Annotated in this window: 17 protein-coding genes and 6 pseudogenes; 18 read left to right on the forward strand and 5 right to left on the reverse strand. The window is 65.6% G+C overall.

Annotated features, from left to right (window positions below):
- The first annotated feature begins 256 nt into the window (after window positions 1-256).
- The 10 genes and pseudogenes from smc (at window position 257) to CBP34_RS09180 (ending at window position 12,445) form a co-directional block, all read left to right on the forward strand.
- Window positions 257-3,781 carry a chromosome segregation protein SMC gene (gene smc / locus CBP34_RS09145; RefSeq protein WP_094097836.1) on the forward strand — a complete coding sequence of 1,175 codons (3,525 nt, stop codon included), beginning with the start codon at window positions 257-259 and terminating at the stop codon, window positions 3,779-3,781.
- 225 nt (window positions 3,782-4,006) lie between these two features.
- A pseudogene (locus CBP34_RS09150) lies at window positions 4,007-5,121 on the forward strand (cell division protein FtsZ).
- A gap of 13 nt (window positions 5,122-5,134) precedes the next feature.
- Window positions 5,135-7,246: an NAD-dependent DNA ligase LigA gene (gene ligA, locus CBP34_RS09155; RefSeq protein ID WP_094097837.1), complete on the forward strand. Its 2,112-nt coding sequence runs from the start codon at window positions 5,135-5,137 to the stop codon at window positions 7,244-7,246.
- Window positions 7,246-8,190: a patatin-like phospholipase family protein gene (locus tag CBP34_RS09160; protein ID WP_086912347.1), complete on the forward strand. Its 945-nt coding sequence runs from the start codon at window positions 7,246-7,248 to the stop codon at window positions 8,188-8,190. Before ligA ends, CBP34_RS09160 begins: the two co-directional genes overlap by 1 nt.
- A 67-nt stretch (window positions 8,191-8,257) precedes the next feature.
- Window positions 8,258-10,590, forward strand: a pseudogene (locus CBP34_RS09165) (penicillin-binding protein 1A).
- A 338-nt stretch (window positions 10,591-10,928) separates the two neighbouring features.
- Window positions 10,929-11,150: pseudogene (locus tag CBP34_RS20420) on the forward strand (sigma factor); the annotation flags it as partial.
- A 74-nt stretch (window positions 11,151-11,224) separates the two neighbouring features.
- A complete protein-coding gene (locus CBP34_RS20425) occupies window positions 11,225-11,482 on the forward strand; it encodes a sigma-70 family RNA polymerase sigma factor (protein WP_250644843.1) in 258 nt (85 codons plus the stop codon).
- A gap of 62 nt (window positions 11,483-11,544) precedes the next feature.
- Window positions 11,545-11,859, forward strand: a complete 315-nt coding sequence (locus tag CBP34_RS20005; RefSeq protein WP_236748570.1) for an anti-sigma factor family protein — start codon at window positions 11,545-11,547, stop codon at window positions 11,857-11,859.
- Window positions 11,754-11,975, forward strand: a complete 222-nt coding sequence (locus CBP34_RS20010; protein ID WP_236748612.1) for a hypothetical protein — start codon at window positions 11,754-11,756, stop codon at window positions 11,973-11,975. The genes CBP34_RS20005 and CBP34_RS20010 overlap by 106 nt, the downstream gene beginning before the upstream one ends.
- Complete coding sequence (locus CBP34_RS09180) at window positions 11,972-12,445, forward strand: periplasmic heavy metal sensor (protein ID WP_086912350.1); 474 nt, start codon at window positions 11,972-11,974, stop codon at window positions 12,443-12,445. Before CBP34_RS20010 ends, CBP34_RS09180 begins: the two co-directional genes overlap by 4 nt.
- A 198-nt stretch (window positions 12,446-12,643) precedes the next feature.
- Here CBP34_RS09180 and CBP34_RS20015 read toward each other — a convergent pair whose 3' ends face one another.
- A complete protein-coding gene (locus CBP34_RS20015; RefSeq protein WP_236748546.1) occupies window positions 12,644-12,787 on the reverse strand; it encodes a hypothetical protein in 144 nt (47 codons plus the stop codon).
- An 86-nt stretch (window positions 12,788-12,873) separates the two neighbouring features.
- On the opposite strand from CBP34_RS20015, the gene CBP34_RS20020 reads away from it, so the two are divergent.
- Together CBP34_RS20020 and CBP34_RS09190 are read left to right on the forward strand one after the other, a co-directional pair.
- Window positions 12,874-13,077: a hypothetical protein gene (locus CBP34_RS20020; RefSeq protein ID WP_236748547.1), complete on the forward strand. Its 204-nt coding sequence runs from the start codon at window positions 12,874-12,876 to the stop codon at window positions 13,075-13,077.
- Between the two features lie 308 nt (window positions 13,078-13,385).
- A complete protein-coding gene (locus tag CBP34_RS09190) occupies window positions 13,386-13,679 on the forward strand; it encodes a GYD domain-containing protein (RefSeq protein WP_086912352.1) in 294 nt (97 codons plus the stop codon).
- 45 nt (window positions 13,680-13,724) lie between these two features.
- Here the strand turns inward: CBP34_RS09190 and CBP34_RS09195 are convergent, their stop codons facing one another.
- From CBP34_RS09195 to CBP34_RS09205, 3 genes and pseudogenes are all read right to left on the reverse strand, one after another.
- Window positions 13,725-16,289 (reverse strand): chemotaxis protein CheW, encoded by a 2,565-nt coding sequence (locus tag CBP34_RS09195; RefSeq protein ID WP_086912353.1) that lies wholly within the window; start codon window positions 16,287-16,289, stop codon window positions 13,725-13,727.
- Between the two features lie 185 nt (window positions 16,290-16,474).
- Window positions 16,475-17,026 (reverse strand): NUDIX hydrolase, encoded by a 552-nt coding sequence (locus tag CBP34_RS09200; RefSeq protein ID WP_086912354.1) that lies wholly within the window; start codon window positions 17,024-17,026, stop codon window positions 16,475-16,477.
- A gap of 93 nt (window positions 17,027-17,119) precedes the next feature.
- Window positions 17,120-17,814: pseudogene (locus CBP34_RS09205) on the reverse strand (fumarylacetoacetate hydrolase family protein).
- Window positions 17,815-17,959: 145 nt separating this feature from the next.
- On the opposite strand from CBP34_RS09205, the gene CBP34_RS09210 reads away from it, so the two are divergent.
- From CBP34_RS09210 to pgeF, 3 genes are read left to right on the forward strand one after another with little or no spacing between them, the layout of a single operon-like run.
- Complete coding sequence (locus tag CBP34_RS09210) at window positions 17,960-18,454, forward strand: MarR family winged helix-turn-helix transcriptional regulator (RefSeq protein WP_086914061.1); 495 nt, start codon at window positions 17,960-17,962, stop codon at window positions 18,452-18,454.
- Window positions 18,451-19,119 (forward strand): maleylacetoacetate isomerase, encoded by a 669-nt coding sequence (gene maiA / locus CBP34_RS09215; protein ID WP_094097838.1) that lies wholly within the window; start codon window positions 18,451-18,453, stop codon window positions 19,117-19,119. Before CBP34_RS09210 ends, maiA begins: the two co-directional genes overlap by 4 nt.
- Window positions 19,116-19,985: a peptidoglycan editing factor PgeF gene (gene pgeF / locus CBP34_RS09220; RefSeq protein WP_094097839.1), complete on the forward strand. Its 870-nt coding sequence runs from the start codon at window positions 19,116-19,118 to the stop codon at window positions 19,983-19,985. The genes maiA and pgeF overlap by 4 nt, the downstream gene beginning before the upstream one ends.
- On the opposite strand, the gene CBP34_RS09225 is transcribed toward pgeF, so the two are convergent.
- Window positions 19,893-20,252: a hypothetical protein gene (locus CBP34_RS09225; RefSeq protein WP_094097840.1), complete on the reverse strand. Its 360-nt coding sequence runs from the start codon at window positions 20,250-20,252 to the stop codon at window positions 19,893-19,895. The genes pgeF and CBP34_RS09225 overlap by 93 nt on opposite strands.
- Before the next feature lie 107 nt (window positions 20,253-20,359).
- Between CBP34_RS09225 and CBP34_RS09230 the strand changes: the two are divergent.
- The 3 genes and pseudogenes from CBP34_RS09230 to CBP34_RS20295 all read left to right on the forward strand — a co-directional run bounded on the left by CBP34_RS09230 (window position 20,360) and on the right by CBP34_RS20295 (window position 24,947).
- Window positions 20,360-22,059: pseudogene (locus CBP34_RS09230) on the forward strand (PHA/PHB synthase family protein).
- A gap of 89 nt (window positions 22,060-22,148) precedes the next feature.
- Window positions 22,149-23,326, forward strand: a pseudogene (locus tag CBP34_RS09235) (acetyl-CoA C-acetyltransferase).
- 172 nt (window positions 23,327-23,498) lie between these two features.
- Window positions 23,499-24,947: a methyl-accepting chemotaxis protein gene (locus tag CBP34_RS20295; RefSeq protein ID WP_208616385.1), complete on the forward strand. Its 1,449-nt coding sequence runs from the start codon at window positions 23,499-23,501 to the stop codon at window positions 24,945-24,947.
- Window positions 24,948-24,952: the final 5 nt, after the last annotated feature.

Below are 24,952 nucleotides of genomic sequence, written 5' to 3' on the forward strand. Positions count from 1 at the left end.
CCATGCCTACAGAATCGCTGTTTTTATGATCAAAATTGATAGCTGTAAGCGCTTTTTTCATAAGCGCTAGAGGTCAATTTGATCAAATGGCCAGGATGCGCGACCGGCGTTCGCCTGCCAGGTGTCTGCAGGGCAGGTGCGTGTGGGCGGCGCGGTATCATTCCGGTCCGGCTCCAGCCTGCGGGTTTTCCCCGTGGATGCGTACGGCCCCGGTTTTTCCTGGCGTGTCCCCTTTTTTTGTCTGAACCCCTGACCCGTGCGTCTTACCTCGATCAAGCTCTCCGGCTTCAAGTCGTTCGCTGAACCCACCAACTTCATGCTGCCTGGGCAACTGGTGGGCGTGGTGGGGCCGAACGGCTGCGGCAAGTCCAACATCATGGACGCGGTGCGCTGGGTGCTGGGCGAGAGCAAGGCCAGCGAGTTGCGTGGCGAGTCCATGCAGGACGTGATCTTCAGCGGCACCACCACCCGCAAGCAGGCCAGCCGCGCCAGCGTGGAGCTGGTGTTCGACAACTCCGACCACCGGGCCGGCGGCCAGTGGGGCCAGTACGGCGAGGTCGCGGTGCGCCGCGTGCTCACGCGCGACGGCACCAGCAGCTACTACCTCAACAACCAGCCGGTGCGCCGCCGCGACGTGCAGGACGTGTTCCTGGGCACGGGCCTGGGGCCGCGCGCCTACGCCATCATCGGCCAGGGCACCATCAGCCGCATCATCGAAAGCCGTCCCGAGGAATTGCGGCTGTTCCTCGAAGAGGCCGCCGGGGTTTCCAAATACAAGGAGCGCCGCCGCGAGACCGAAAACCGCCTCTCGGACACGCGCGAGAACCTTACCCGGGTCGAAGACATCCTGCGCGAGCTGAACGCCAACCTCGAAAAGCTTGAAAAGCAGGCCGAGGTGGCCGCCAAGTACAACACCCTGCAGGCCGACGCCACGCTCAAGCAGCACCAGCTGTGGTTTTTGAAACGCACCGACGCCGAGGCGGAGCAGAACAAGGTGCGCCTAGATGGCCTGCAGGCCGTGAACGACCTTGAATCGCGCATGGCCGACCTGCGCGCGGTCGAGTCCGACCTCGAAACCATCCGCCAGGCCCACTACGCGGCGGGCGACCAGGTGAATCAGGCCCAGGGCAAGCTTTATGAAGCCACGGCCGAGGTCGGCAAGCTCGAAGCCGAGATCCGCTACGTGATCGAAGGCCGCCAGCGCGTGGAGCAGCGCCTGGTCACGCTGGCCGAGCAGATCGCCCAGTGGCAGGCGCGCAAGGAAGAGGCCGACATTGAGCTGGAGAACCTGGCCGGTGCCGGTGTGGACGCCGAAGAACGCGCCGAGATGCTGGCCGCCCAGGTCGAAGAACAGGCCATGCAACTGCCCGACCTGGAAGAAGCCCTGCGCCAGGCGCAAAGCCGCACGGCCGAGCAGCGCAGCAGCGTGGTGCAGGTGCAGCAGCAGATTGGCGTGCTGGCCGCCGAGCAGCGCAGCATCGACGAACAAAGCCGCCAGCTCGACAGCCGCTTTGAGCGCCTGCGCACCGACCGCAACGCCCTGGCCGCGCCCGACGAAGCCCGCCTGAACAACCTGCGCGAACAACTGGCGGAAGCCCAGGAAATCGCCGAAAACACCGAGGCCCGCCTGCACGAGCTGCAGGAGTCCGTGCCCCAGCTCGACGACGACCGCCGCGCCCGCCAGCAGGCCGTGAACCTTGAGAGCGCGCGCCAGGCCGACCTGTCGGCGCGCATGGAGGCGCTGAAGGCCCTGCAGGAAAAGGTCAAGACCGACGGCAAGCTGCGCCCCTGGCTGGCCAAGCACGGCCTCGACGGCCTGCAAGGCCTGTGGAGCCGCATCCACATCGAGCCCGGTTGGGAAAACGCGTTGGAAGCCGCCTTGCGCGAGCGCCTGTCCGCGCTGGAAGTAGGGCGCCTGGACATGGTGCGCGGCTTTCTTGGCTCGGGCGGTAACGACGCGCCGCCCGCACGCCTGGCCTTCTACAGCACGCCCGCCGCGGGCCACCCTGAAACCTCGTCACCCCATGCCCGCCTGTCGGACCTGCTGCGCCTTCAGGACGCCGGCCTGCGCGCCGTGCTCATCGACTGGCTGCAGGGCTGCACCACCGCGCCCACGCTGGACGACGCCCTGGCCCGCCGCAGCACGCTGCAACCCGGCGAGGTGGTGTTTGTGCCCACGGGCCATGCCGTCAGTGCCCACAGCGTGAGTTTTTATGCGCAGGACTCCGAGCAGTCCGGCATGCTGGCCCGCGCGCAGGAAATCGAGCACCTCGAAAAGGAACTGCGCGCCCAGGCGCTGATCGCCGAAGAATCGCGCACCGCCCTGGTCCGCGCCGAGGCAGCGTATGCCGATGCATCGCAGCGCCTGGTGGCCGCACGCCGCGAAGCGACCGAAACGCAAAGCCGCGCCCATGAGCTGCAGGTCGAAACCCTGCGCCTCACGCAGTTGGCTGAGCAGACGCGCGCGCGCAGCGAGCAGATCGACGCCGACCTGGCCGAGGTGGAGGCCCAGCTGGCCGACCTGCAGGAGCGCCGCGTGGCCGCCGAGGCGCGTTTTGAAGAACTGGACATGCAGCTGGCCGACAGCCAGGAGCGCGAGGCCCAGCTGGGCGACCGCGTGATCGAGGCCGAGCGCAAGCTCACCGCCTGCCGCGAGCAGCAGCGCACGCTGGAGCGCCAGGCGCAAGAAGCCACGTTCTCGCGGCGCAGCCTGGAGGCGCGCCGTGGCGAGCTGAACCGTTCGATCGAAACCGCCACGCACCAGGCCACTTCGCTGGCCGACGAGCAGCAGCGCGCGCGCGATGAGCTGGCCCGCCTGTCCGACGCGGCCGCCCAGGGCGGCCTGCAGCAGGCGCTGGAGGCGAAGATGGAGCGTGAAAAGGCCCTGTCGGCCCAGCGCAGCGAATACGACGACCTCACCGCCAAGCTGCGCGCCAGCGACGAGCGCCGCATGCAGCTCGAACGCGCACTCGACCCGCTGCGCGCGCGCATTACCGAATTCCAGCTCAAGGAGCAGGCCGCGCGCCTGGGCCTGGAGCAATACACCACCTTGCTGGCCGACGCACAGGCCGACCTCGACGCCGTGGCGCAGTCGATTGCCGACGGCAATGTGCGCGTGGGCGGCCTGCAAGGCGAAATCGACCGCCTGCACCGCGAGATCGCCGCCCTGGGTGCGGTCAATCTGGCAGCACTCGAGGAACTCAAGCTCGCCAGCGAACGCAAGATCTTTCTGGATGCGCAAACGGCCGACCTGACCGAGGCCATGAACACCCTGGAAGACGCGATCCGCAAGATCGACGGCGAAACGCGCCAGCTGCTCTCGGGCACCTTCGACACCGTCAATGCACATTTCGGGCGCATGTTCCCTGAGCTGTTTGGCGGCGGGCAGGCCCGGCTCATCATCACCGGCGACGAAATCCTCGATTCGGGTGTGCAGGTGATGGCGCAGCCGCCGGGCAAGAAGAACCAGACCATTCACCTGCTGTCGGGCGGCGAAAAAGCCCTTACCGCCATTGCGCTAGTGTTTGCCATTTTTCAACTCAACCCCGCGCCCTTCTGTTTGCTGGACGAGGTGGACGCGCCGCTGGACGACGCCAACACCGAACGCTATGCCAAGCTGGTCTCCAGCATGAGCAAAGAAACCCAGTTCCTGTTCATCAGCCACAACAAGATCGCCATGGAAATGGCCGAGCAACTGATTGGCGTGACCATGCAGGAGCAGGGCGTGTCGCGCATCGTGGCGGTGGACATGGATTCCGCTCTCTCGATGGCGGAACTATGAAATCCCCCTGAGCCGCTTCGCGCCTCGGTGGCACGCGCCTGACGCGCGGCCTCTTCGACCTGTCCAAGCCTGCGCAGGCAGGCTTGGAGCCGCAGGCCTCAGCCCTCCAAGGGGACGACGCCCTCACTGGGGGGCGGCCCTTGTTCGGCGTGCCTGGCATGGGTCGCGCCCGTTTCATGCGCGGCGGAACCTGCGCAGCGCAACCGATAGCTGAGAATTTCTTCTATGAGCACATTGCAACTGAGTCTGGCCATCATCGGCGGTCTGGTGCTGGCCCTCATCGTGGCCTACAACGCCTGGACCTCGCGCCGCAATGCCCCCAAGCGCGCGGTGCCGCAAGAGCCCGAGCGCACTGCCGAGCCCACGCTGCGCCAGGAGCCCGCGTTCGATGTCGATGCGGCGGCGCCGGGGGATGGGGCGCGTTTCACGGTCTTGACCGCGGCCCCGAGCCCGCCAGCCACACGGTGGATGCCGCAGATGCCATGGAGCTGCCGGTGCCGCCCCTGCTGCACGAACGCCGCCTGGGGCTGGACCCGCTGATCGACATCATCGCCACGCTGCAGCCCGAGCAATCGGTGTCGGGCGATGCGGCGCTGGCCGCGCTGCCGCCTACGCGCCGCGCGGGCAGCAAGCCCTTTGCCATCGAAGGCCTCAACGAGGTGACGCAACAGTGGGAAACCCCCGCGTCCGGCCAGCGCTACCAGAGCTTTCAGGCCGGCGTGCAACTGGCCAACCGCACGGGCGCGCTCAATGAGATCGAGTTTTCGGAGTTTGTGGTGAAGGCCCAGGCGTTTGCCGACGCCATCAACGCGGCGCCCGATTTTCCCGACATGCTGCAGGAAGTGGCCCGCGCCCGTGAACTCGACCAGTTTGCCAGCGACCACGATGCGCAACTGTCCTTCATGCTGCGCGCCCGCCAGGCGGCCTGGAGCCCCGGTTATGTGCAGCAAAATGCGGCCCGCCTGGGTTTTGTGCCCGGCGCCATGCCGGGCCGGCTGGTGCTGCCTGCCAGTACCCAGGGCCTGCCGCCCGTGCTCACGCTCGGTTATGACACGCAGGCCGCGTTGTCGGAAGACCCAGACCAGTCCGCCATCCGCGACATCACGCTGAGCCTGGATGTCGCCCAGGTGCACCGCAGCGAACAGCCTTTTGCCCGCCTGCGCGAGGTGGCTGCCGCCCTGTGCGAAGCCATGGACGGCGTGCTGTGCGACCAGAACGGCCAGCCACTGCCCGCCATGGCCATGGACCCGATTGCCGCCGACCTGGAACTGCTCTATGACCAGCTCGACGGGCGTGAATTGTCGGCAGGGTCGGTGCTGGCACGGCGTCTCTTCAGTTGAGCGCGGTGCGGTCATGACCGAGAATTTCGACCTGTTTTCGGCCGCAGCGCCCGCAGATATTGCGCAACCAGCTATCAAAATTAAAGCGCTGCGCGACCAGCTCAACCACTGGGCGCACCAGTACTACGTGCTGGACGCGCCCACGGTGCCCGACGCCGACTACGACCGTGCGTTCCGCGAACTGCAGGCCCTGGAGGCCGCGCACCCCGAGCTCATCACCCCCGACTCGCCCACGCAGCGCGTGATTGGCGCGGTGATGGACGGCCTGGCGCCCGTGCGCCACGCGGTGCCCATGCTCAGCATTCACACCGAGACCGACACGGAGGCCACGGGCGCGCAGGCGTTTGATGCGCGCGTACGGCGCGAGCTGGGCCTTTCGGAAACAGACCCCGCCATCGAATACGTGGCCGAACCCAAGTTCGACGGCCTCGCCATGAGCCTGCGCTATGAAAACGGCCGCCTAGTGCAGGCCGCCACGCGCGGTGATGGCGAAGTGGGCGAGGACGTGACGCACAACGTTCGCACCATCCGGCAGATCCCTTTGACCCTACCAGAGGGCGTTCCGCCGCTGCTGGAAGTGCGCGGTGAGGTCTACATGCGCCGTGCCGACTTCGACGCGCTCAACGAGCGCCAGCGCGAGCAGGGCGGCAAGACCTTTGTGAACCCGCGCAATGCGGCGGCGGGCGCGGTGCGCCAGCTCGATTCCGGCATCACCGCCCAGCGCCCTCTGAGCTTTTTTGCCTATGGCCTGGGTGCCATCACACCGCCTGCTGAAGGCGGGCCGGTGTTCCGCACGCACTACGAGATGCTGCAAACCCTGAAATCATGGGGTTTTCCGGTCGCAGCGCAGGTGCAGATTGCGGTAGGCGCTACGGAGTTGGTAGCGTTTCACCAGCAGGTGGGCGCCAGCCGCGATGCATTGCCGTACGACATCGATGGCGTGGTCTACAAGGTCAACTCCCTGCAGCTGCAGCGCGACCTGGGTTTCAAGACCCGCGAGCCGCGCTGGGCCGTGGCGCACAAATACCCGGCACAGGAAATGGCCACGCGCATCGAGGGCATCGATGTACAGGTGGGCCGCACCGGCAAGATCACGCCGGTGGCACGCCTGGCGCCCGTGTTTGTGGGCGGGGTCACCGTCACCAACGCCACGCTGCACAACCTGTTTGAGATCCGCAAGAAGGGCGTGCGCGTGGGCGACCATGTCATCGTGCGCCGCGCGGGCGATGTGATTCCGGAGGTCGTCGGCGTGGTGCCGGGCAACCGCGCCGGCTATGTGCCCAACTTCAAAATGCCCAGAACCTGCCCCGTGTGCGGCAGCGACGTGGTGCGCGAAAAAGGCGAGGCCAACCACCGCTGTACGGGCGGCCTGTTCTGCGCCGCGCAGCGCAAGGAAGCCATCCTGCACTTTGCCGCGCGCCGCGCCATGGACATCGAGGGCCTGGGCGACAAGCTGGTGGACCAGTTGGTGGATGCCAACGTGATCCGCACGCTGCCCGACCTGTACCGGCTGGGGCTCACATCCCTGATTGCGCTGGAGCGCATGGCCGAGAAATCGGCCCAGAACGTGCTGGCTGCGCTCGAAAAATCGAAGCAAACCACGCTGCCGCGCTTTCTGTTCGGCCTGGGGCTGCGCCATGTGGGCGAGGCCACGGCCAAGGACCTGGCGCGCCACTTTGGCACGCTGGACGCCATCATGGATGCCAGCGTCGAGCAATTGCTGCAGGTGCCCGACGTGGGCCCGGTGGTAGCGCAGAGCCTGCACACCTTCTTCCAGCAGCCGCACAACCGCGAGGTGGTGGAGCAACTGCGCGCCTGCGGCGTGACCTGGCCCGAAGGCGCCCCGGCCGAGCGCGCGCCCCAGGTGCTGGCTGGCAAGACGGTGGTGCTGACTGGCACCTTGCCCACCCTGAGCCGCGACGCCGCCAAAGACATGCTCGAAGCCGCTGGCGCCAAGGTGGCCGGTTCGGTCAGCAAAAAGACCAGCTATGTGGTGGCAGGCGAGGAAGCCGGCAGCAAGCTGGCCAAGGCCCAGGAGCTGGGCGTGCCGGTGCTGGATGAGGCCGGCATGCTGGCGCTGTTGCAGCACGCTGGCGGCACGGCCGCAAAAGAAGGCGCCGACTGATGGCGTTGTCCCGCCGCGCACCCCGGCTGGGGCTGGCACTGGGCAGCGGCTCGGCGCGTGGCTGGGCCCATATTGGCGTGCTGCAGGTGTTTGACGAAGAGGGCGTGCGGCCCGACATCGTTTGCGGCTCGTCGATTGGCGCGCTGGTGGGGGCGGCCTACGCTGCGGGCGAGCTCGCGCGTTTTGCCGACTGGGTGCAGGGCCTGGGCATGCGCGACGTGTTCGGCTTCATGGACTTCAACCTCACGGGCGGCATGCTCAAGGGAGAAAAGCTCATCGCTTTCTGGCGCCGCAATTTCGCGGACTTCAACATCGAATCCTCGCCCATGCTTTACGGCGCCGTGGCCACCGATCTGCATTCGGGCGCAGAAGTGTGGCTGCGCCACGGCTCCATCGCCGATGCGGTGCGTGCCTCGATTGCGCTGCCTGGCCTGTTCACGCCTGTGGCGCGAGAGGACGGGCGGCTGCTGGTGGATGGTGGCATCGTCAACCCCGTGCCTACGTCGCTGGCGCGCGCCATGGGGGCGGACATCGTGATTGGCGTAGACCTGAACTCCGACATCCTGCACCGCCACATGCAGCCGCTCGCCATGGTGCAGGCACCCGAGGCCGATGCCGAGGCGTTGTCCGAATCTGAGCCCGAGCCCGCGCAACCCAAGAGCGCGGGCTGGATGCAGCGCCTCACCCCCTGGCGTGCCGATGGCCCCGCCGTGCCCGCGCCGCAGCGCGTGCCTTCGGTGCTGGACGTGGTGATGACCAGCGTCGCCATCATGCAGATGCGCATCACGCGCAGCCGCATGGCCGGCGATCCTCCCGAAGTGGTGGTGGCGCCTGCGCTGTCCAATCTGGGCCTGCTCGACTTTCACCGCGCCAGCGAGGCCATCGAAGAGGGCCGCCGCGCCGCAAAGGCCAGCCTGCCGCAACTGCGGCGCTTCATGCGCTAATGCTCTTTATTTAATAGCTGGTACCGCTTGATACATAAGCGCTAGCGGCGCTTTTATACTGTTTTTCATGTCTTTTTTTGAATCCCTGCCAGCCCGCTGGGCTGCGCTGCGCTCCGTGCTGGCCCGCTTGGTACAACGGCCCGAGCGGCTTGTGTCGCTGCACAGCCTTGCGTGGCTGCTGGCCGCCTTGCCGTTGGCGCTGCTGCTGTATGCGGTGGCGCTGGTGCCTTTTACACCGGGTATCAGCGACATCCGCAAGGCCAAGACCGAGCAGCCCGCGCAGCTCATGTCGGCTGACGGCAAGCTGCTGGCCGAATACCGCTGGGCCAATCGCGAGTGGGTGGCGCTCGACCAGATTTCACCCCATGTGGTGAATGCGCTGATCGCCACCGAGGACCACCGCTTCTACAGCCACTGGGGCCTGGACTGGCGGCGCACGGCGTCGTCGGTGGTGCTCACGCTGCGCGGCGACCCGCAGGGCGGCTCGACCATCACGCAGCAGCTGGCGCGCAATCTGTTCCCCGAGGAAATCGGCCGTTCGCGCACCCTCACGCGCAAGCTCAAGGAGGCGATCACGGCGCTGAAGATCGAGGCGACATACTCCAAGGACGAAATCCTTGAAACCTATCTCAACACCGTGCCGTTTCTCTACAACGCCTACGGCATCGAGATGGCCGCGCGCACGTATTTCGACAAGTCGGCCGACAAGCTCAATGTGCTGGAAAGCGCCACGCTGATCGGCATGCTCAAGGGTACGGCCTATTACAACCCGGTGCTCAACCCCGAGCGCGCCAAGGCGCGGCGCAACACCGTGCTGTCGCAAATGCTCAAGCGCGGCAAGCTGGAGCAAAAGCAGTTCGATGTGCTGCAAAAGCGCCCGCTGCGCGTCAACTTCGAGCGCCAGACCGAGGTCATGGGCCCCGCGCCACACTTTGCGATGCAGCTGCGCAAGCAGCTGATCGACTGGGCCGACGCCAATGGCTACAACCTGTATGCCGACGGGCTGGTGATTCGCTCCACCATTGATTCGCGCCTGCAAAACTTTGCCAACCAGGCCGTGGCCCGCCAGGGCCGCCAGTTGCAGGACGTGGCCGACAAGGCGTGGGCACGCCGCGATGGCTGGGGCCCCGGCAACGCGTTGGTGCAGACACTGGTGCGCGAAAGCGCCGAATACCGCGCCGCACTGGAAAAGGGCACGCCGCCCGATGAAGCGCTGCACAGCCTGCTGGCCGATGCCACCTTCATGCACAAGTTGCGCCTTGAAAAAACGCGCGTGCAGGCGGGTTTTCTGGCGCAAGACCCGGTCAACGGCCATGTACTGGCGTGGGTAGGCAGCCGTGACTTTGGCATTGACCCGTATGACCATGTGGCGGCCGCGCGCCGCCAGCCGGGCTCCACGTTCAAGCCCTTCGTGTATGGGGCCGCTTTTGCCCAGGGGCGTCGCCCACCGACGCGCTGATGGACTCGGCCGTTGAAATCCCCCTGGGGGGTGGTCGCGTGTGGCGCCCCACCGACGGCCGCGCGCCCAGCGAGGAACCCATGACGCTGGCCGACGGCCTTGCGTACTCCAAGAACACCATCACCGCGCAGGTGATGCAGCAAGTGGGCCCCGCCCGCGTGGCCGATGTGGCGCGCGCCCTGGGCGTGCGGCAGTCCCCGCTCGAAGAGGTGCCCTCGCTGGCGCTGGGCACGAGCCCCGTCACCCTCAAGGAAATGATCACGGCCTATTCCAGCATCGTGAACCTGGGTCGCTACGTCGAGCCGGTGCTCATCACCCGCATCGAAGACAAAAGTGGCAAGGTGCTGGCGACATTTGCCCAGTCGACGCCCGAGCCCGTCTTTGACGCCCGCGCCGCCCAGACCCTGCGCAACACCATGCGCGGCGCGGTGGACCGCGGCACGGCCACGGCGATCCGATCGCGCTACGGCATTCAGGCCGATGTGGCGGGCAAGACCGGTACTACACAAGACAACACCGATGGCTGGTTCATCCTGATGAACGCCCGTGTGGTGGCGGGCGCATGGGCGGGCTTCAACGACGGCCGCATCACGCTGCGCAGCGACTACTGGGGGCAGGGTGCACGCAGTGCACTGCCGATGGTGGGCGAGTTCATGCAGCAAGGGTTGCGCGCCAAGGTGATCAATGGCAATGAACGCTTCGTGGATGAATTCGACGTGCAGCTTCCCGCAGACATGTCGCTGGGCAGCATGCGCGATTGGATTCGTGGACTGTTCGGCGGCGGTGGTTCACCCTCTGCGCCACCGGCGCGCCCGCCGGGCACCTTGCCGCCGGTGACCACCGACGATGCGCCACCCTTGCCGGCAGCGCCGATGACTTCGCCCAGGCCACTCGTTCCGTTAACGCCGGCCATGCCTGCACAGGAGTGGGGGGGCGGGTGAGACGTTGAGCGGTGTGCAAACACTGCGTGGTATTCCATGGCGATGCAATGCAGCCCAAAGCGGCCGGTGTTGTGGTCGCTGCAATTGGCTTGCAGCTTTCTTTTGCAACAGCCACCACGCAACACCTGAGACCATGTCCCCGCACCTCGCTTTCGGCGAAAGGTGAGCCTTCGCCGTTTCACAGCCCGGGCTTACCTAGCCGTGCTGCGCCCCGGCATGGAGTGGCATGCTGATGCCCGGGTACGTGCCAAGATGTGGGCGTGCATGGCACCAGTGCGCGCAATCACCTAAATACATGGAACATTCCGGCGGCCCGCGCGTTGAAGCCCTCGTTCACCATGGGAATCTGCAGCCACCTCGATGACGAAGAATGCGCCGCGCACGCACAGCGCGGCGATCGCGCGGCGTTTTCCGAGCTGGTGGGCAGGTACCAGGATCGCATCTACCGCTTTCTGGTGCGGCTTACACGGTCGCCCGACGACGCACGGGAGCTGACGCAGGAAACTTTTTTGCACGCCTACCAGGCACTGGCGCGCTGGACGCCTGATGCCCGGCTGAGCACCTGGCTGTTTCGCATTGCCCGCAACCTGGCGTTTGACTGGTTGCGGCGCGGCAAGCGCGTGGCCTTTGTGCCGTGGGACGACGACGAAGCCGCCAGCCACCCGACCCTGCACCGGCACCCGATGCCGTGCTGGAGACGGCGCAGCGCTACCAGGGCCTGGAGAAAGCCCTGGCGCGTTTGCCCCCGGAACACCGCGAAATCCTGCTCTTGCGGGAGATCGAAGAGATGTCCTATGACGACATTGCTGCCGTACTTCACCTGAACACCGGCACCGTCAAGTCGCGCATTGCACGGGCGCGCGCCGGGCTGCTGGAAAAAATGCCGCGCTGAATGGAGAACTTGCCATGACCTGCCCCCGCCACGCCGATCTGTCCGCCTATGCGGACGACATGATGAAACCCGCCGAGCGCGCCCGCTTCAGACAGCACCTGGCGGGCTGCGCGGCGTGCCAGCGCCGGCTCGACGCAATCACCGCCCTGGGTCAGAGTCTGCGCGCCATGCCATCGCCCCAGCTCGGGCTGGACCTGGCTGCGCAGTGGAACGACCGACTGAACGGCAGCCTTGATGACCGCCTGCGAGCACCGCCACAGGGAGTCGACCCGTGCGCCCCTGGTCTGCCGGGTCAGGCTGGCTGGGCTGGATGCCGGCAGGGCTGGCGGGCGGGTTGGCCCTGGTGTCGGGCATCTGGCTGGGCGGCCTGCTGCTGAGCGGCGGCGCGGCCACGGTGCCCAGCGCCGGTCTGGTGCGGGTGTTCGACCCCGTGCCGCCGGGCGGCCTGTGCGCTGCTGCAGAACTCTGTCGTCTTTCGAAAGGAATGCCATGAACCGCCGCAGCGTACCCGCATGGCTTTTGGCCGTGTCGCTGGCCCTGAATGCAGGCATCGTCGTGGCCGTAGCCCTGCACCAGTTGCGGCCACCGCCCAAGGCACCGGCCATGCAGCCAAGCCCCGTGAACCTGCCGGATTACCTGCAACTGAGCGGCGAACAACGACAGCGCTGGCAGCAGCTCGAACCGGCCTTCCTGCGCGACGTGGCCGCGAACTGGGCCGAGATCCGCCGACACCGCGAGGCACTGGTGCGGCACATTTTTGCCGACCAGCCGCAACGCGCCGCCATCGATGCCGAGCAAGCCCGTATAGCCGCCCTGCAGGCCGCGCAGCAGCAGCGCGTGATCGCGCAGCTGCTGACCGAGCGCGCGCTGCTCGACGACGGGCAGCGTGCGCGGCTGATGGCACTGCTGCTGAGCCGCTATGCCCAGGAATCATCCGAAGAGGAGTTGCTGCACCGCGATTGATGCCTGCGCACGGCCGCCGAGGCCGTGGCAGCCAAAGGTCGCGTCAAAGAAAGATGCAAAACAGATGGAACATTTGTTTTCGCCAGTCGTTTGAAACAGCAAGGCTCGGCAATTGCCGGGCCCCTTTGTTCAACCCACTGGAGTCCACCCATGAAATCCCCTCTGTACCTTGTGCTCGCCGCTGCGCTGGCCCTACCTTTATCCACGCTGGCCGCCAGCCCGGCCGCCCACGACCACGGAGCCGCTGCGCCGCAGAAAGTCGAGCTCAACGCGGGCAAGAAATGGCAGATTGATGCGCCGCTGCGCCAGGGCATGGCCGCCATGCGCAAGGCGGTCAGCCACACGCTGCCCTGGCCCATGCGGGCAAGGCCCAGGCCGCCGACTACGACGCCTTCGGCGCGGAAGTCTCCAAACAGGTCGCGTACATCGTGGAGAACTGCAAGCTCGAACCCAAGGCCGATGCCCAGTTGCACATCGTGATCGGCGAGATCCTGGGCGGCGTGGATGCGGCGCAGGGCAAACAGGGCGACAAGGCGCGGGCCGCAGGGGTGGTGAAAGTGGCCGAGGCGCTCAACACCTACGGCAGCCATTTTGATCACGCCGGCTGGAAATCCGTCCAGCTGCCGCATTGAATGAAAGGCCGCCCCGGGCCCGCAGGTTGCAGTGGGCCGGGGACTATTTCACACCGATGCAATGCCGCCCGAACCAGCAAGTGCAGCCGTCCACAAAACAGGCCGGCGGGCCCAGGTGTGGTTTGACTTTGCCGCAAAGAGAGCGCACCGTGGCGCATGGGCTGCCTGCGAGGCGTTTGCCATCTGCCTGCTGACGCCATCGGGCTTTGGTTTCTTCCATCTACCAGGGCGAACGTGTATTTCCGGTTGGCGCAACGGGGCCTGCCCAACCGGTTTACCTACCAAGGCCCTTGCGTAAAGGAAAGACCATGGCAACATACGTCGCACTGTGTAATTTCACCGACCAAGGCGTCCGCAGCGTCAAGGACACCACCAAGCGCGCCGATGCAGTGAGGGAGGCAGCATCGAAGTTCGGCGCCAAGATGACGCACATCTATTGGACTCTGGGGAAATACGATCTGGTGACCTTGATTGAAGCGCCGGACGATGCAGCGGCTGCTGCATTTGGGTTGGCCATCAGCAGCGCCGGAAATATTCGCCTGCAGACCCTGCGGGCTTTTTCCCGGGACGAAATGGGGCCCATTCTGGGCAAGCTGGGATAGCGGCCCCGCCCTGTGCCAGTGATGGCCAGTGACAGGCCATCCTGCTCATGCAGCCAGCCGTTGCTGGGTCTCCGGGCTATTGGATCCGCTGCGCAACAACGCCATCAAGTGCCCTGCGTCCATGCACTGCACCAGCGTCTGACCCTGGTTGGCCCGGATCAGATGGGTGATGAGTTGACCTTGCTGGCCAGGCATGGCGGGGGCTTTGATGATTTGGTCGCGTGCAAAGGCGGTCACACCATGCAGCTCGCTCACCAGCAGGCCTGTGCGGCGGCCACCATGCTGCAGCACGATGACCTGGCTTTCCTGCGTAATTTCAGAGGGTTTGCCGCGCAGCAGATGGCCCAGGTCGAACACCCAGACGTAACCGGTGATGCTGTCACGGGCCTTGCGCGCCAGCGCGCCCACGCAATAGGGCAGGCGGCCGGCCGATACCGGTGCGATGGCGCTGGCGCTCAGCGCTTCCAGCACCGATCCGGCGTCCAGGGCAAACAGCGCGGAATCGACGAAGAAGGTGGCCATTTCCTGGCCGTCCACCGCAGTGGCCATGGATTGCAGTGCGGTGCGCTGTCGCTGCGCGGCATCGAGTGCGCCGCTTTGTACGGCGCCGAGCGACTCGAAGGACAGCGCCAGCACATCGTCGCGGTAGCCGTCGCTGACTTTGAATTCGCGGTAGCCGTTAGAGGCCGAGCAGCCGACGATGCGGTAATGGCCTTCGTGCACCATGGCGCGCGACAGGCTCGCGCCCCGCCCCAGCTGCAGCATCTCGGGAGGCAAAGGCATGGTGCCGCCCAAGGTACAGCGCGGGTCGGTGCTGGCCAGCACCATGCCCTGGCGATCGACAAACACCGTGCCGGTGCCGGGCTTGCCGGCCGCGGCGCCCCGCAGCATGGCGTCCAGCTCTGTGGCTGCATTGAAGACGATGCCTATACCGCCGACCACGGCATGGGCGTCGTCCGGCGCACGGATGGCTGCGTGGTATAAGTAAGTGGCTTGGCCGTCGCACAGTGGCGAGGGTTGCCAGCGCGTGGCGTGGTACGACTGCGTATTGGGCAGTGCCAGCACCGCGGCCAGCGTGGTGGCATCCACGTGGCTGCCCAGCACAGAGCTGCCGTCCTCACTTTGGGGCCGGCTGGCTGCGACGATGCGGCCCTGGCGGTCGTACACCACCAGGCGCGTGTACACGGTGTAGAGCGCGTTGATATGCTCCAGAATCTGATGAATCTGCTGCCAGTTGGCGGTGTCGGGCTGCGCCAGCGCGACACGCAATTCGGGCGTATGGGCCCACCAGCGGCAATCGTTGGCGCGTTCGTACAGGTTGCGGTCCAGCAGGTCCACCAGCAGGCGGGTGAGGAGTTCGCTGTCGCGCATGCGCGAGCTGAGCACGGTGTCGTAGAGGTCGCGGATGGACTGGGTGAACACCTTGTTGGTGCGTGCGCCGGTTTCTCCAATCTGCTCCAGCACGGCCTTGAGCTGGTGCTGACCGCCGCGCTCGCCGGCCGTCATGACCTGGCCGTTCCACACCACGCGGCGAATGGTGTCCGCAGCGGTGACGATTTCATGCAGTGGCGGGCAAAAGCTTTGCGCATGTGCCAGCAGGCCCTGGGCGATGGCAGGTTCCAGGCTGTCGATGGCGCGGCCCTGTTTGCCCGAAAACGCCAGATCGATCGGCACCATGACCTGGCCCTTCCAGCCCGGCGGGCCGGGATAGCCCTGGTAGCCCTGCGATGCCACGGTCTGCACCAGGTAAGTGCGGCCGCTGCGCACCAGTAACTGCGGTGCACCTTGCTGGTTCACAGGCACCGGGGCGCCGACCGGGATCCAAAGCGGGTCGCCACTGGCAATCACGCGGTGCTCGCCATCAAGCAGCAGCGCAATGCTGCGGCGGTCTTCCTTGGCGCGGGATTGGAAGATGCCTTCCATTTCGCCCTGGAACGCAAAGCTCAGGCACAGCACGCCCACGGGCTCGCCGGTGTGCGGATCCAGCATGCGGTGCGAATAGATCAGGGCGTGCTCTTTGCCGGGGCGCAGGCCGGTGGGGCGGAAGGTTTCCAAGTAGCCGTGGTGTTGCAGCGTCTGCGCGATCAGTGGGTCGTGGCTGCCTTCCACGGGCGAGTCTTCGTCAATCTGCGCCAGCACGGTGCCATGCCGGTCGAGCAGCATGATTTCGTCGTAAACGGTGTACTTATTGCGGTATTCGCGCAGGCGCTCCAGCACCGGCGCTGGTTCGGTGTCCTGGCCCGCCACGAAGCGGCACAGTTCCTGGTCGGTGGCCAGAAAGCCCACGTCGGCCGTGCGCTCGAAGAGGTTGCGCACCACGATGTCGATCACATGGCGGGCGCTGGTGCCGATTTCGGCCATGACTTCGCTGATCGACTCATGCACCAGCGAGTTCACCAGATCGCGCTCCAGCCTTTGAAATCCGGCGCGCGTGGCCGCCATCATCGGCAAGATGCTGTGGGCCTCCTCAGGACAGTTCATCTTGGCCGACGATTCAATCAGGCGCCACATCAGGTTGAGCTCACGCAGCGAGTTTTCGCAGCGCAGCACATCGCGCATGAAGGGCATGAACATATCGGTGTCGACGCTGGTGTTGGTTGCCACGCTCATTGTTATTCCTCCTTTGGGCACGAAACTGCAAGGTCAGGTCTTTGCCCTGGTTACTTGTTGATGCATTTCAAGCAATAACCAGGCCTGAGCGTTGCCGATCGGCAAGGAGTCATGGCCAATGAAAACGGCCGCTGTATGCACAGCGGCCGTTGACGCACCAGGAGGCGTTGCCTGGCGCGGCGGAACTACTCCACGTCGATGCAATGCAGCCCGAAGCTGCCACGGCGCCGGTCGGCAAAGTAGGCCTCAAGCGTTTCCTTCACGGTGCGAAACGCCAGCTCGTCCCAGGGCACGTCGGATTCGGTGAACAGGCGCGCCTCAATGGTTTCATAGCCGGGGTTGAACTGGTCGCTGAGCAGCGTGGCACGGTAAAACAGGTGCACCTGGCCCACACGGCGCACGTTCAGCAGGCTGAACAGCGGGCCCATCTCGATCTGGGCGCCGGCCTCTTCGTCGGTTTCGCGGGCCGCGCCCTGGGCCGTGGTTTCATCGAGCTCCATGAACCCGGCGGGCAGCGTCCACTTGCCCCAGCGCGGCTCGATGTTGCGCTTGCACAGGAGCACGCGGCCATCGGCGAACTCCGGCACGGTGCCCACCACGTTCAGGGGGTTTTCGTAGTGCACGGTGTGGCAGGCAGGGCACACGGCACGCTGCTTGGTGTCGCCGTCGTCGGGCAGGCGGTAAACCACGGCCGTGCCGCAGGCGCGGCAGTGTTTTATGGGGCTGCGCAAGGTCATGCAGTAAATATAGTTCAAAAAGGCCGCTGGAGCTTATGGGTAATGCGCTAGCAGCTATGAAAAGTGAAGTGAATGCGGGCGCTGTCTGGGCGGCTACACCACGCTCAGGCGCAGTGTGGGCAGGCCGTCCACGCCGCCTTCCAGGGTGTCGCCGCGCACCACGGCGCCCACGCCTTCGGGGTGCCGGTGTAGATCAGGTCGCCGGGGGCCAGCTCCCAGGCAGCAGACAGGTGCTCGATGGTTTCGCCAATGTTCCAGATGAGTTGGGACACGGTGCTGCGCTGGCGGTCGGCGCCGTTGACCTGCAGCCAGATGGCGGCCTGGGCGATGTCGCCTGCCTGCTCGGCCGGGGTGATGGGGCCGATGGGGGCGCTGGCATCAAAGCCCTTGCCGATGCACCACGGGCGACCCTGTTTCTTCATGTCGTTTTGCAGGTCGCGGCGCGTCATGTCCAGGCCCACGGCGTAGCCGTAGATGTGCTGCAGTGCGTCGGCGGCCTTGATGTTTTTGCCACCCTTGCCAATGGCTACCACCAGTTCGATCTCGTGGTGCAGGTTGCTTGTGAGGCTGGGGTAGGGCAGCAGGCCGGTTTCGCCGGCGTTGACCACCACGATGGCGTCGGCTGGCTTCAGGAAGAAGAACGGCGGCTCGCGGCCGGTGAAACCCATTTCCTTGGCGTGTTCTTCGTAGTTGCGGCCCACGCAATAGATGCGGTGCACCGGAAAACGGTCGCCAGAGCCCACAACGGGCACGCTGGCCACGGGCGCGGGAGAAAAAACATAGCTCATGTTTGGACTTTCTTCTACAGGATGGAGCAAGGGTGCAGGGGCGTTGGCGCGATGGCATGCGGTGTTGCCGCTGCGTTGTGGTTCGGCCCTGCCGCAGTGTGCCACGGGGCCGGCGCGTCTGCAGAGCGGCGCTACACTCGCGCCCATGGCACAGAGCTTCGATTTCCATCAGGCGCCAGGCCACCTTGTCCGGCGTGCGCACCAGCGCGCCGTGGCGCTTTTCATGGAAGAAACCGTCGGTTTTTACGTGACCCCGGTGCAGTTCGCCATCCTGAACGAATTGATCGACCAGCCCGGTGCAGACCAGGTCACGCTGGCAGCCTGCGTGGCACTGGATGCCGCCACATCGGGATCGGTGATCGGCCGCCTGGAGGCGCGTGGCTGGATCCGGCGGGTGCCCGACTCGCGCGACCGGCGGCGCAAGCTCATGTGGGTTACGCCGGCAGGCGAGGCGGCAGCGCTGCAGTTGCGCACTGCGGCCCAGCGGGTGCAGGAGCGCCTGATGGCGCCGCTGTCGCAAGCCGAGGTGACGCAGCTCAAGGCCTTGCTGGCCAAGCTGGTGTGCGGCCCGGCCGCGCCAGGCAACACCAGTGCTCCTCACCCGCCGTTTTCTGCTTTACCTTCGCTCTCCAGCCCATGAAACTCTTCAACTATTTCCGCTCGTCGGCCTCGTTTCGAGTGCGCATCGCGCTGCATTACAAGGGCCTCGATTACGACTACATCCCGGTGCACCTGGTGCGCGGCGAGCACCACGACCCGGCCTACACCGGCCGGGTGGGCGATGCGCTGGTGCCCACCTTGGTGACCGACGATGGCGTGGCGCTGTCCCAGTCCATGGCCATCATCGAATACCTCGATGAAACCCATCCCGCGCCGCCCTTGCTGCCCGCCGAGCCGCTGGCCCGCGCCCAGGTGCGGGCATTGGCGCAGATGGTGGCGTGCGAGATGCACCCGCTGAACAACCTGCGGGTGCTGAAATACCTGGTGCACGAGCTGAAGGTGGACGAAGCCGGCAAGAACGCCTGGTACATCCACTGGGCGCGCAGCGGGCTCGAGGCGTTCGAGCACCAGCTGGTGCTGCTGGCGCAGCAGCGCGCCACGCAGGGACTGGCGCCTTCGGTGTATTGCTGGGGTGATGCGCCCACGCTGGCCGATTGCTGCCTGGTGCCGCATGTCTTCAATTGCCAGCGCTTCAACGTCAACCTGGAAGGGGTGCCGCACACCATGGCGGCCTTTGCTGCCTGCATGGCGCTGCCCGCGTTCCAGCAGGCACAGCCATCGGCCTGCCCGGACCACCAGCCGTGAACCAGCCCCCGGGCATTGGCCACGCCGACTGGGTGCAGCCGCAATGGCCAGCGCCTGCCGGTGTGCGCGCCCTGTGCACCACGCGGGCCGGCGGTGTCAGCAGCGGCCCTTATGCCAGCCTGAACCTGGGCAGCCATGTGGGCGATGCGCCAGCGGCCGTGCAGGCCAATCGGCAGCGGCTGCAGGCGGTGGTGCAGGGCGCCACACCAGGCGCCCGGGCGGTGTTTCTGAACCAGGTGCATGGCACGGTGGTGGCCGATATCGGCCCTGCCACGCCCGATGGCACCGAGGCTGACGCCTGCGTGGCCACGCAGCCCGGCGCGGTCTGCACCATCATGGTGGCCGATTGCCTGCCCGTGCTGCTGGCGCATGGCTCGGGCGCCATGGTGGGCGCGGCCCACGCGGGCTGGCGCGGGCTGGCGGGGACGGACGGGATGGGCGTTCTGGAAGCAGTTATTGAGCAATTTAAGGCTCTAGCCCTTGCGGATAAAGCGCTATTAGCTATCGAAAAAGAAGCAAATGACGCCCTCGCCGCCAACACCATGGCCTGGCTGGGCCCCTGCATCGGCCCCACTGCCTTTGAGGTGGGGGCCGAAGTGCGCGAAGCGTTTTGTCAGCACCATCCGGCGGCCCAGGCCTGCTTTGCGCCGCAGGGCCAGGGCAAGTTTCTGGCCGATCTGGCAGGGTTGGCGCGGCTGCGGCTGCGCGCGCTGGGCGTCACGCAGATCTATGGCAACGACAGCACCGCGCCCTGGTGCACCGTGGGCAATGCCTCACGGTTCTTTTCGTACCGGCGCGACCAACGGGCCCTGGGTGGCAGCGGCCGCATGGCCGCCTGCATCTGGCGCGACGGAAGCAGCAGCTGACGCAGCTTCAGGCGATGGCTCCACTGGCGATGCCATAGGCGCGGGCGCCTGCTGCGCGTCATAGGCAGCTTGCTGCGCCTGCTCGCGCGCCTTGATGGCCCGCTTGCGGCCGGGCGTGCCCAGGATGTACGCCACGATGCCCATCGGCAGCAATCCATACAGCACAAACGTGACCAACGCACCGAGCAGGCTGCCGGTGCTGCTGGTGGCCTCGGCGACGGCCATCATGAGGGTGACATACAGCCAGGTGATGATTACGAGGTACATGAGCAAAAGAGAGAAAGATGCGGGTGAACGTTGCCATGCAGCACCTTGTGGGCAACAATGGTGCCAAAGCCCATGCAGTGCACCCGACCCACCATTGAGGAGACAACATGAATTCTGAAGCACTCTGGGCCCAAGGTGCCCAGCAATTCCAGCAGATTTTCGGTGAAAGCTGGACGAAGGCTTTGCAGTCTTTTCAGTACGCCGATGCGGCGGGTCGTGTGCCGGGGGTCGCCCCTGTGCAGTTTTCCTCGACCAAGCTGCAGGCGCTGCAGCAGCAGTATCTCCAGGATGCCAAGGAGCTGTGGGCCCAGGGCCTGCAGGCCGCACCCGAACTCAAGGACCGGCGTTTCTCGGGCGAGGGCTGGGCCGCCAACCCGGTGGCGGCTTTTTCGGCGGCAGCCTACCTGCTCAACGCACGCACCCTGATGGGTCTGGCGGAAGCGGTGGAGTCGGACGAAAAGACCAAGGCGCGCATCCGTTTTGGCGTGGAGCAATGGATGGCCGCCATGGCACCCAGCAACTTCCTGGCGTTCAACGCCGAAGCTCAGAAAAAGGCCATCGAGACCAAGGGCGAGAGCATTGCCTTGGGGCTCAAGAACCTGCTGCACGACATCACCCAGGGCCATGTGTCGATGACCGACGAAAGCCTGTTCGAGGTGGGCCGCAACGTGGCCACCACCGAAGGCGCCGTGGTGTTCGAAAACGAGCTGTTCCAGCTGCTCGAATACAAACCCCTGACCGCCAAGGTGTACGAGCGGCCCTTCCTGCTGGTGCCGCCCTGCATCAACAAGTTCTACATCCTCGATCTGCAGCCAGAAAATTCGCTGATCCGCTATGCCGTCGAACAAGGCCACCGCACCTTTGTGGTGAGTTGGCGCAACCCGGATGACAGCCTGGCCCACAAGACCTGGGACGACTATGTGGAAGATGGCGCCATGGCCGCCATCGATGTGGTGCAGAACATCACCGGCGCCGAGCAGATCAATGCCCTGGGTTTTTGCGTGGGCGGCACCATCCTGAGCAATGCCCTGGCGGTGCTGGCCGCACGCGGCGACGAGCCGGTGGCCAGTGCCACCTTTTTGACCACGCTGATCGACTTCACCGACACCGGCATCCTGGATGTGTTCATCGACGAAGGGATGGTGAAGTACCGCGAGATGCAGCTGGGCAAAGGCGGCCTCATGAAAGGGCAGGACCTGGCCTCGACCTTCAGCTTCTTGCGCCCCAATGACCTGATGTGGAACTACGTGGTGGGCAACTACCTCAAGGGCGAAACTCCGCCCCGTTCGACCTGCTTTACTGGAACAGCGACAGCACCAATCTGCCCGGGCCGTTCTATGCCTGGTACCTGCGCAACTTTTATCTTGAAAACAACCTGGTCAAGCCCGGCAAGCTCATCGTGTGCGGCGAGAAGATGGACCTCGCCAACCTCACGCTGCCGGTCTATATCTATGGCTCGCGCGAAGACCACATCGTGCCCATCAACGCCGCCTATGCCTCCACCCAGGTGCTGCCCGGCAAAAAACGCTTTGTGATGGGCGCCTCGGGCCATATCGCCGGTGTCATCAACCCGCCCGCCAAAGGCAAGCGCAGCCACTGGATTCGCGCCGACGGCAAGCTGCCCGCCACCCTCGAACAATGGCTGGAAGGCGCCACCGAGCATCCCGGCAGCTGGTGGACCGATTGGTCCGGCTGGCTCAAGGGCCATGCCGGCAAGCAGATTGCGGCGCCCAAGGCCTACGGCAAAGGCACCCGGTTCAAGGCCATCGAGCCGGCGCCGGGCCGCTACGTCAAGCAAAAGGTCTGACTGAAACGCTGCAGACGGCTGCGAGAATCTCAAAAAACCGCCGGGGCTCGAAACGGGCCCTGCACCGATCCACCTCGAAAGGACTTTCCATGGAAGACATCGTCATTGTTTCAGCCGCTCGCACCGCCGTGGGCAAATTTGGTGGCGCACTGGCCAAGACGCCGGCCACCGAACTGGGTTCCATCGTGATCCGCGAGGCCATCGCGCGCGCGGGGCTGGCCTCCGACCAGATTGGTGAAGTCATCATGGGCCAGGTGCTGGCAGCCGGCGTGGGCCAGAACCCGGCGCGCCAGGCCTCCATGAAGGCGGGCGTGGCCAAGGAAACACCGGCCCTCACCATCAATGCCGTGTGCGGCTCGGGCCTCAAGGCGGTGATGCTGGCGGCCCAGGCCGTGGCCTGGGGCGACAGCGAGATCGTGGTGGCCGGTGGCCAGGAAAACATGAGCCTGGCACCCCATGTGCTGAACGGCTCGCGTGACGGCCAGCGCATGGGCGACTGGAAGCTGATCGACTCGATGATCGTCGATGGCCTGTGGGACGTGTACAACCAGTACCACATGGGCATTACCGCCGAAAACGTGGCCAAGGCCTACGGCATCACCCGCGACATGCAGGACGCCCTGGCCTTGGGTAGCCAGCAAAAGGCCGCTGCTGCGCAAGACGCAGGCAAGTTTGCCGACGAGATCGTGGGTGTCAGCCTGGCCCAGAAGAAGGGCGACCCCATCCTGTTCAATGCCGACGAATACCTGAACCGCAAAACCAATGCCGAAGTGCTGGCGGGTCTGCGCCCGGCGTTCGACAAGGCCGGCACCGTGACGGCGGGCAATGCCTCGGGCATCAACGATGGCGCTGCCGCCGTAGTGGTGATGAGCGCAAAGAAGGCCGCTTCCCTGGGCCTCAAGCCCTGGCCCGCATTGCCGCTTTTGGCACCAGCGGTCTGGACCCGGCCACCATGGGCATGGGCCCCGTGCCTGCCTCGCGCAAGGCCCTGCAGCGCGCGGGCTGGAACGCCGCCGATGTGGACCTGTTCGAACTGAACGAGGCCTTTGCCGCGCAAGCCTGCGCCGTGAACAAGGAACTGGCCATCGACCCCGCCAAGGTCAACGTGAACGGCGGCGCGATTGCCATTGGTCACCCCATCGGCGCCTCGGGTTGCCGCATCCTGGTGACGCTGCTGCACGAAATGCAACGCCGTGATGCCAAGAAGGGCCTGGCTGCGCTGTGCATTGGTGGGGGCATGGGCGTGTCCCTGGCGCTGGAGCGTTAAAGGCTTCAACGAAGTCAGACACGTTCAAGACACCCGTGCGCTCGACAGGCGCCTCCCAAGAAAAAGCCGCATTTGATGCGGCTTTTTTTTCGGCGACGTCTTGATTGAACTCAATGGATGCATTGCTACCAAAGAGTTACAATAAAAACATATTGGTGCAATTCAGAAATCTATGCCGTATCTCTCCCACTCCCCACAGTCCGAAAAGCCCGTATCGCAGCGTCTGGACAGCGCCTTGCTGGGTGACCGCGTCATGCTGGTGGCCATTGCGCTGAGCGCCATTGCCGCGGTGGTGCTGGGGCTGCGGTTTGTGGATTCGGCGCTGGCTCTGGTGGCCTCGGGGGGGCTGGTGCTGATCGCTGGCGCTGCTTATGCCTTGGCGCGTGGCACGCTGGGGTCCCGTCTGGTGCTGGCGTTTGTGCAGGTGGGCCTGGTGGCCCTGCATATCCAGCTCGCGCAGGGCATGCTGGAGTTCCACTTCGGCGTGTTCGTCACACTGGCCTTGCTGCTGGTGTACCTGGACTGGCGCCCCATTGTGTGGGCGGCATTGCTGTTTGCCGTGCACCATGTGCTGTTCGACCGCCTGCAGGCGGCGGGCTTTGGTGTGTACTGCATGACCAGCCCTGACTTCGCCCGGGTGGTGCTGCACGCGGTGTATGTGGTGATCCAGACGGTGCTGGAAGTGATCCTTGCGGTGAACATGGGACGCACGGCCCGGGAGTCGCTGGAGTTGCAGCGCCTGTCGGCGGCCATGGTGCGCGGCGACCAGATTGCGCTGGACGTCACCCATATTGCCGTGGAGACGCCCGGTGGGATGGCCCTCAAGCAGGCGCTGGAGCGCATGCACGAAACCGTGGCCACTGTTCAGGAGGCGGCCACCAGCATGGCGCTGGCCTGCCAGGAGATCGCCATGGGAGCGCAAGACCTTTCGGTGCGCACCGAAGACACCGCCGGCAGCCTGCAGGCAACGTCCGCCAACATGGAGCAGCTCACCGGTACGGTGCGCCAGTCCGCCAATGCGTCCGAACAGGCCAATGCCCTGGCGGTATCGGCGGCAGACGTGGCCCGGCACGGCGGCGACGTGGTGGGGCGCGTGATCCACACCATGCGTGAGATCAACGAAGGTTCGGCCCGGATTGCCGACATCACGGGCGTGATCGACTCCATCGCCTTCCAGACCAACATTCTGGCGCTCAATGCTGCCGTGGAAGCGGCCCGTGCGGGTGAGCAGGGGCGCGGTTTTGCGGTGGTGGCTACCGAAGTGCGCAGCCTGGCCCAGCGCTCGGCCCAGGCGGCCCGCGAGATCAAGTCACTCATCGAAAGCTCGGTGCAAAAAGCCTCGGCCGGTGGCCAGCTGGCCGATGACGCCGGCCGCACCATGTCGGAGATCGTGGGCTCGGTGCAGCAGGTCAGTGCAATGATGGGCGAGATCCACGCGGCGGCGCGTGACCAATCGACCGGCATCGCGCAGATCAACCAGGCAGTCGGCCAGCTTGACCAGATGACGCAGCAGAACGCAGCGCTGGTGGAGCAATCCGCCGCTGCCGCAGGGACGGTGACGGAGCAGGCCCAGCGGTTGGCACAGGTGGTGGCTGTCTTTGCGCTGGCGCGCAACGCATGAGCGGG

The sequence above is a fragment of the Acidovorax carolinensis genome (assembly GCF_002157145.1).
GTDB lineage: Bacteria > Pseudomonadota > Gammaproteobacteria > Burkholderiales > Burkholderiaceae_C > Acidovorax > Acidovorax carolinensis.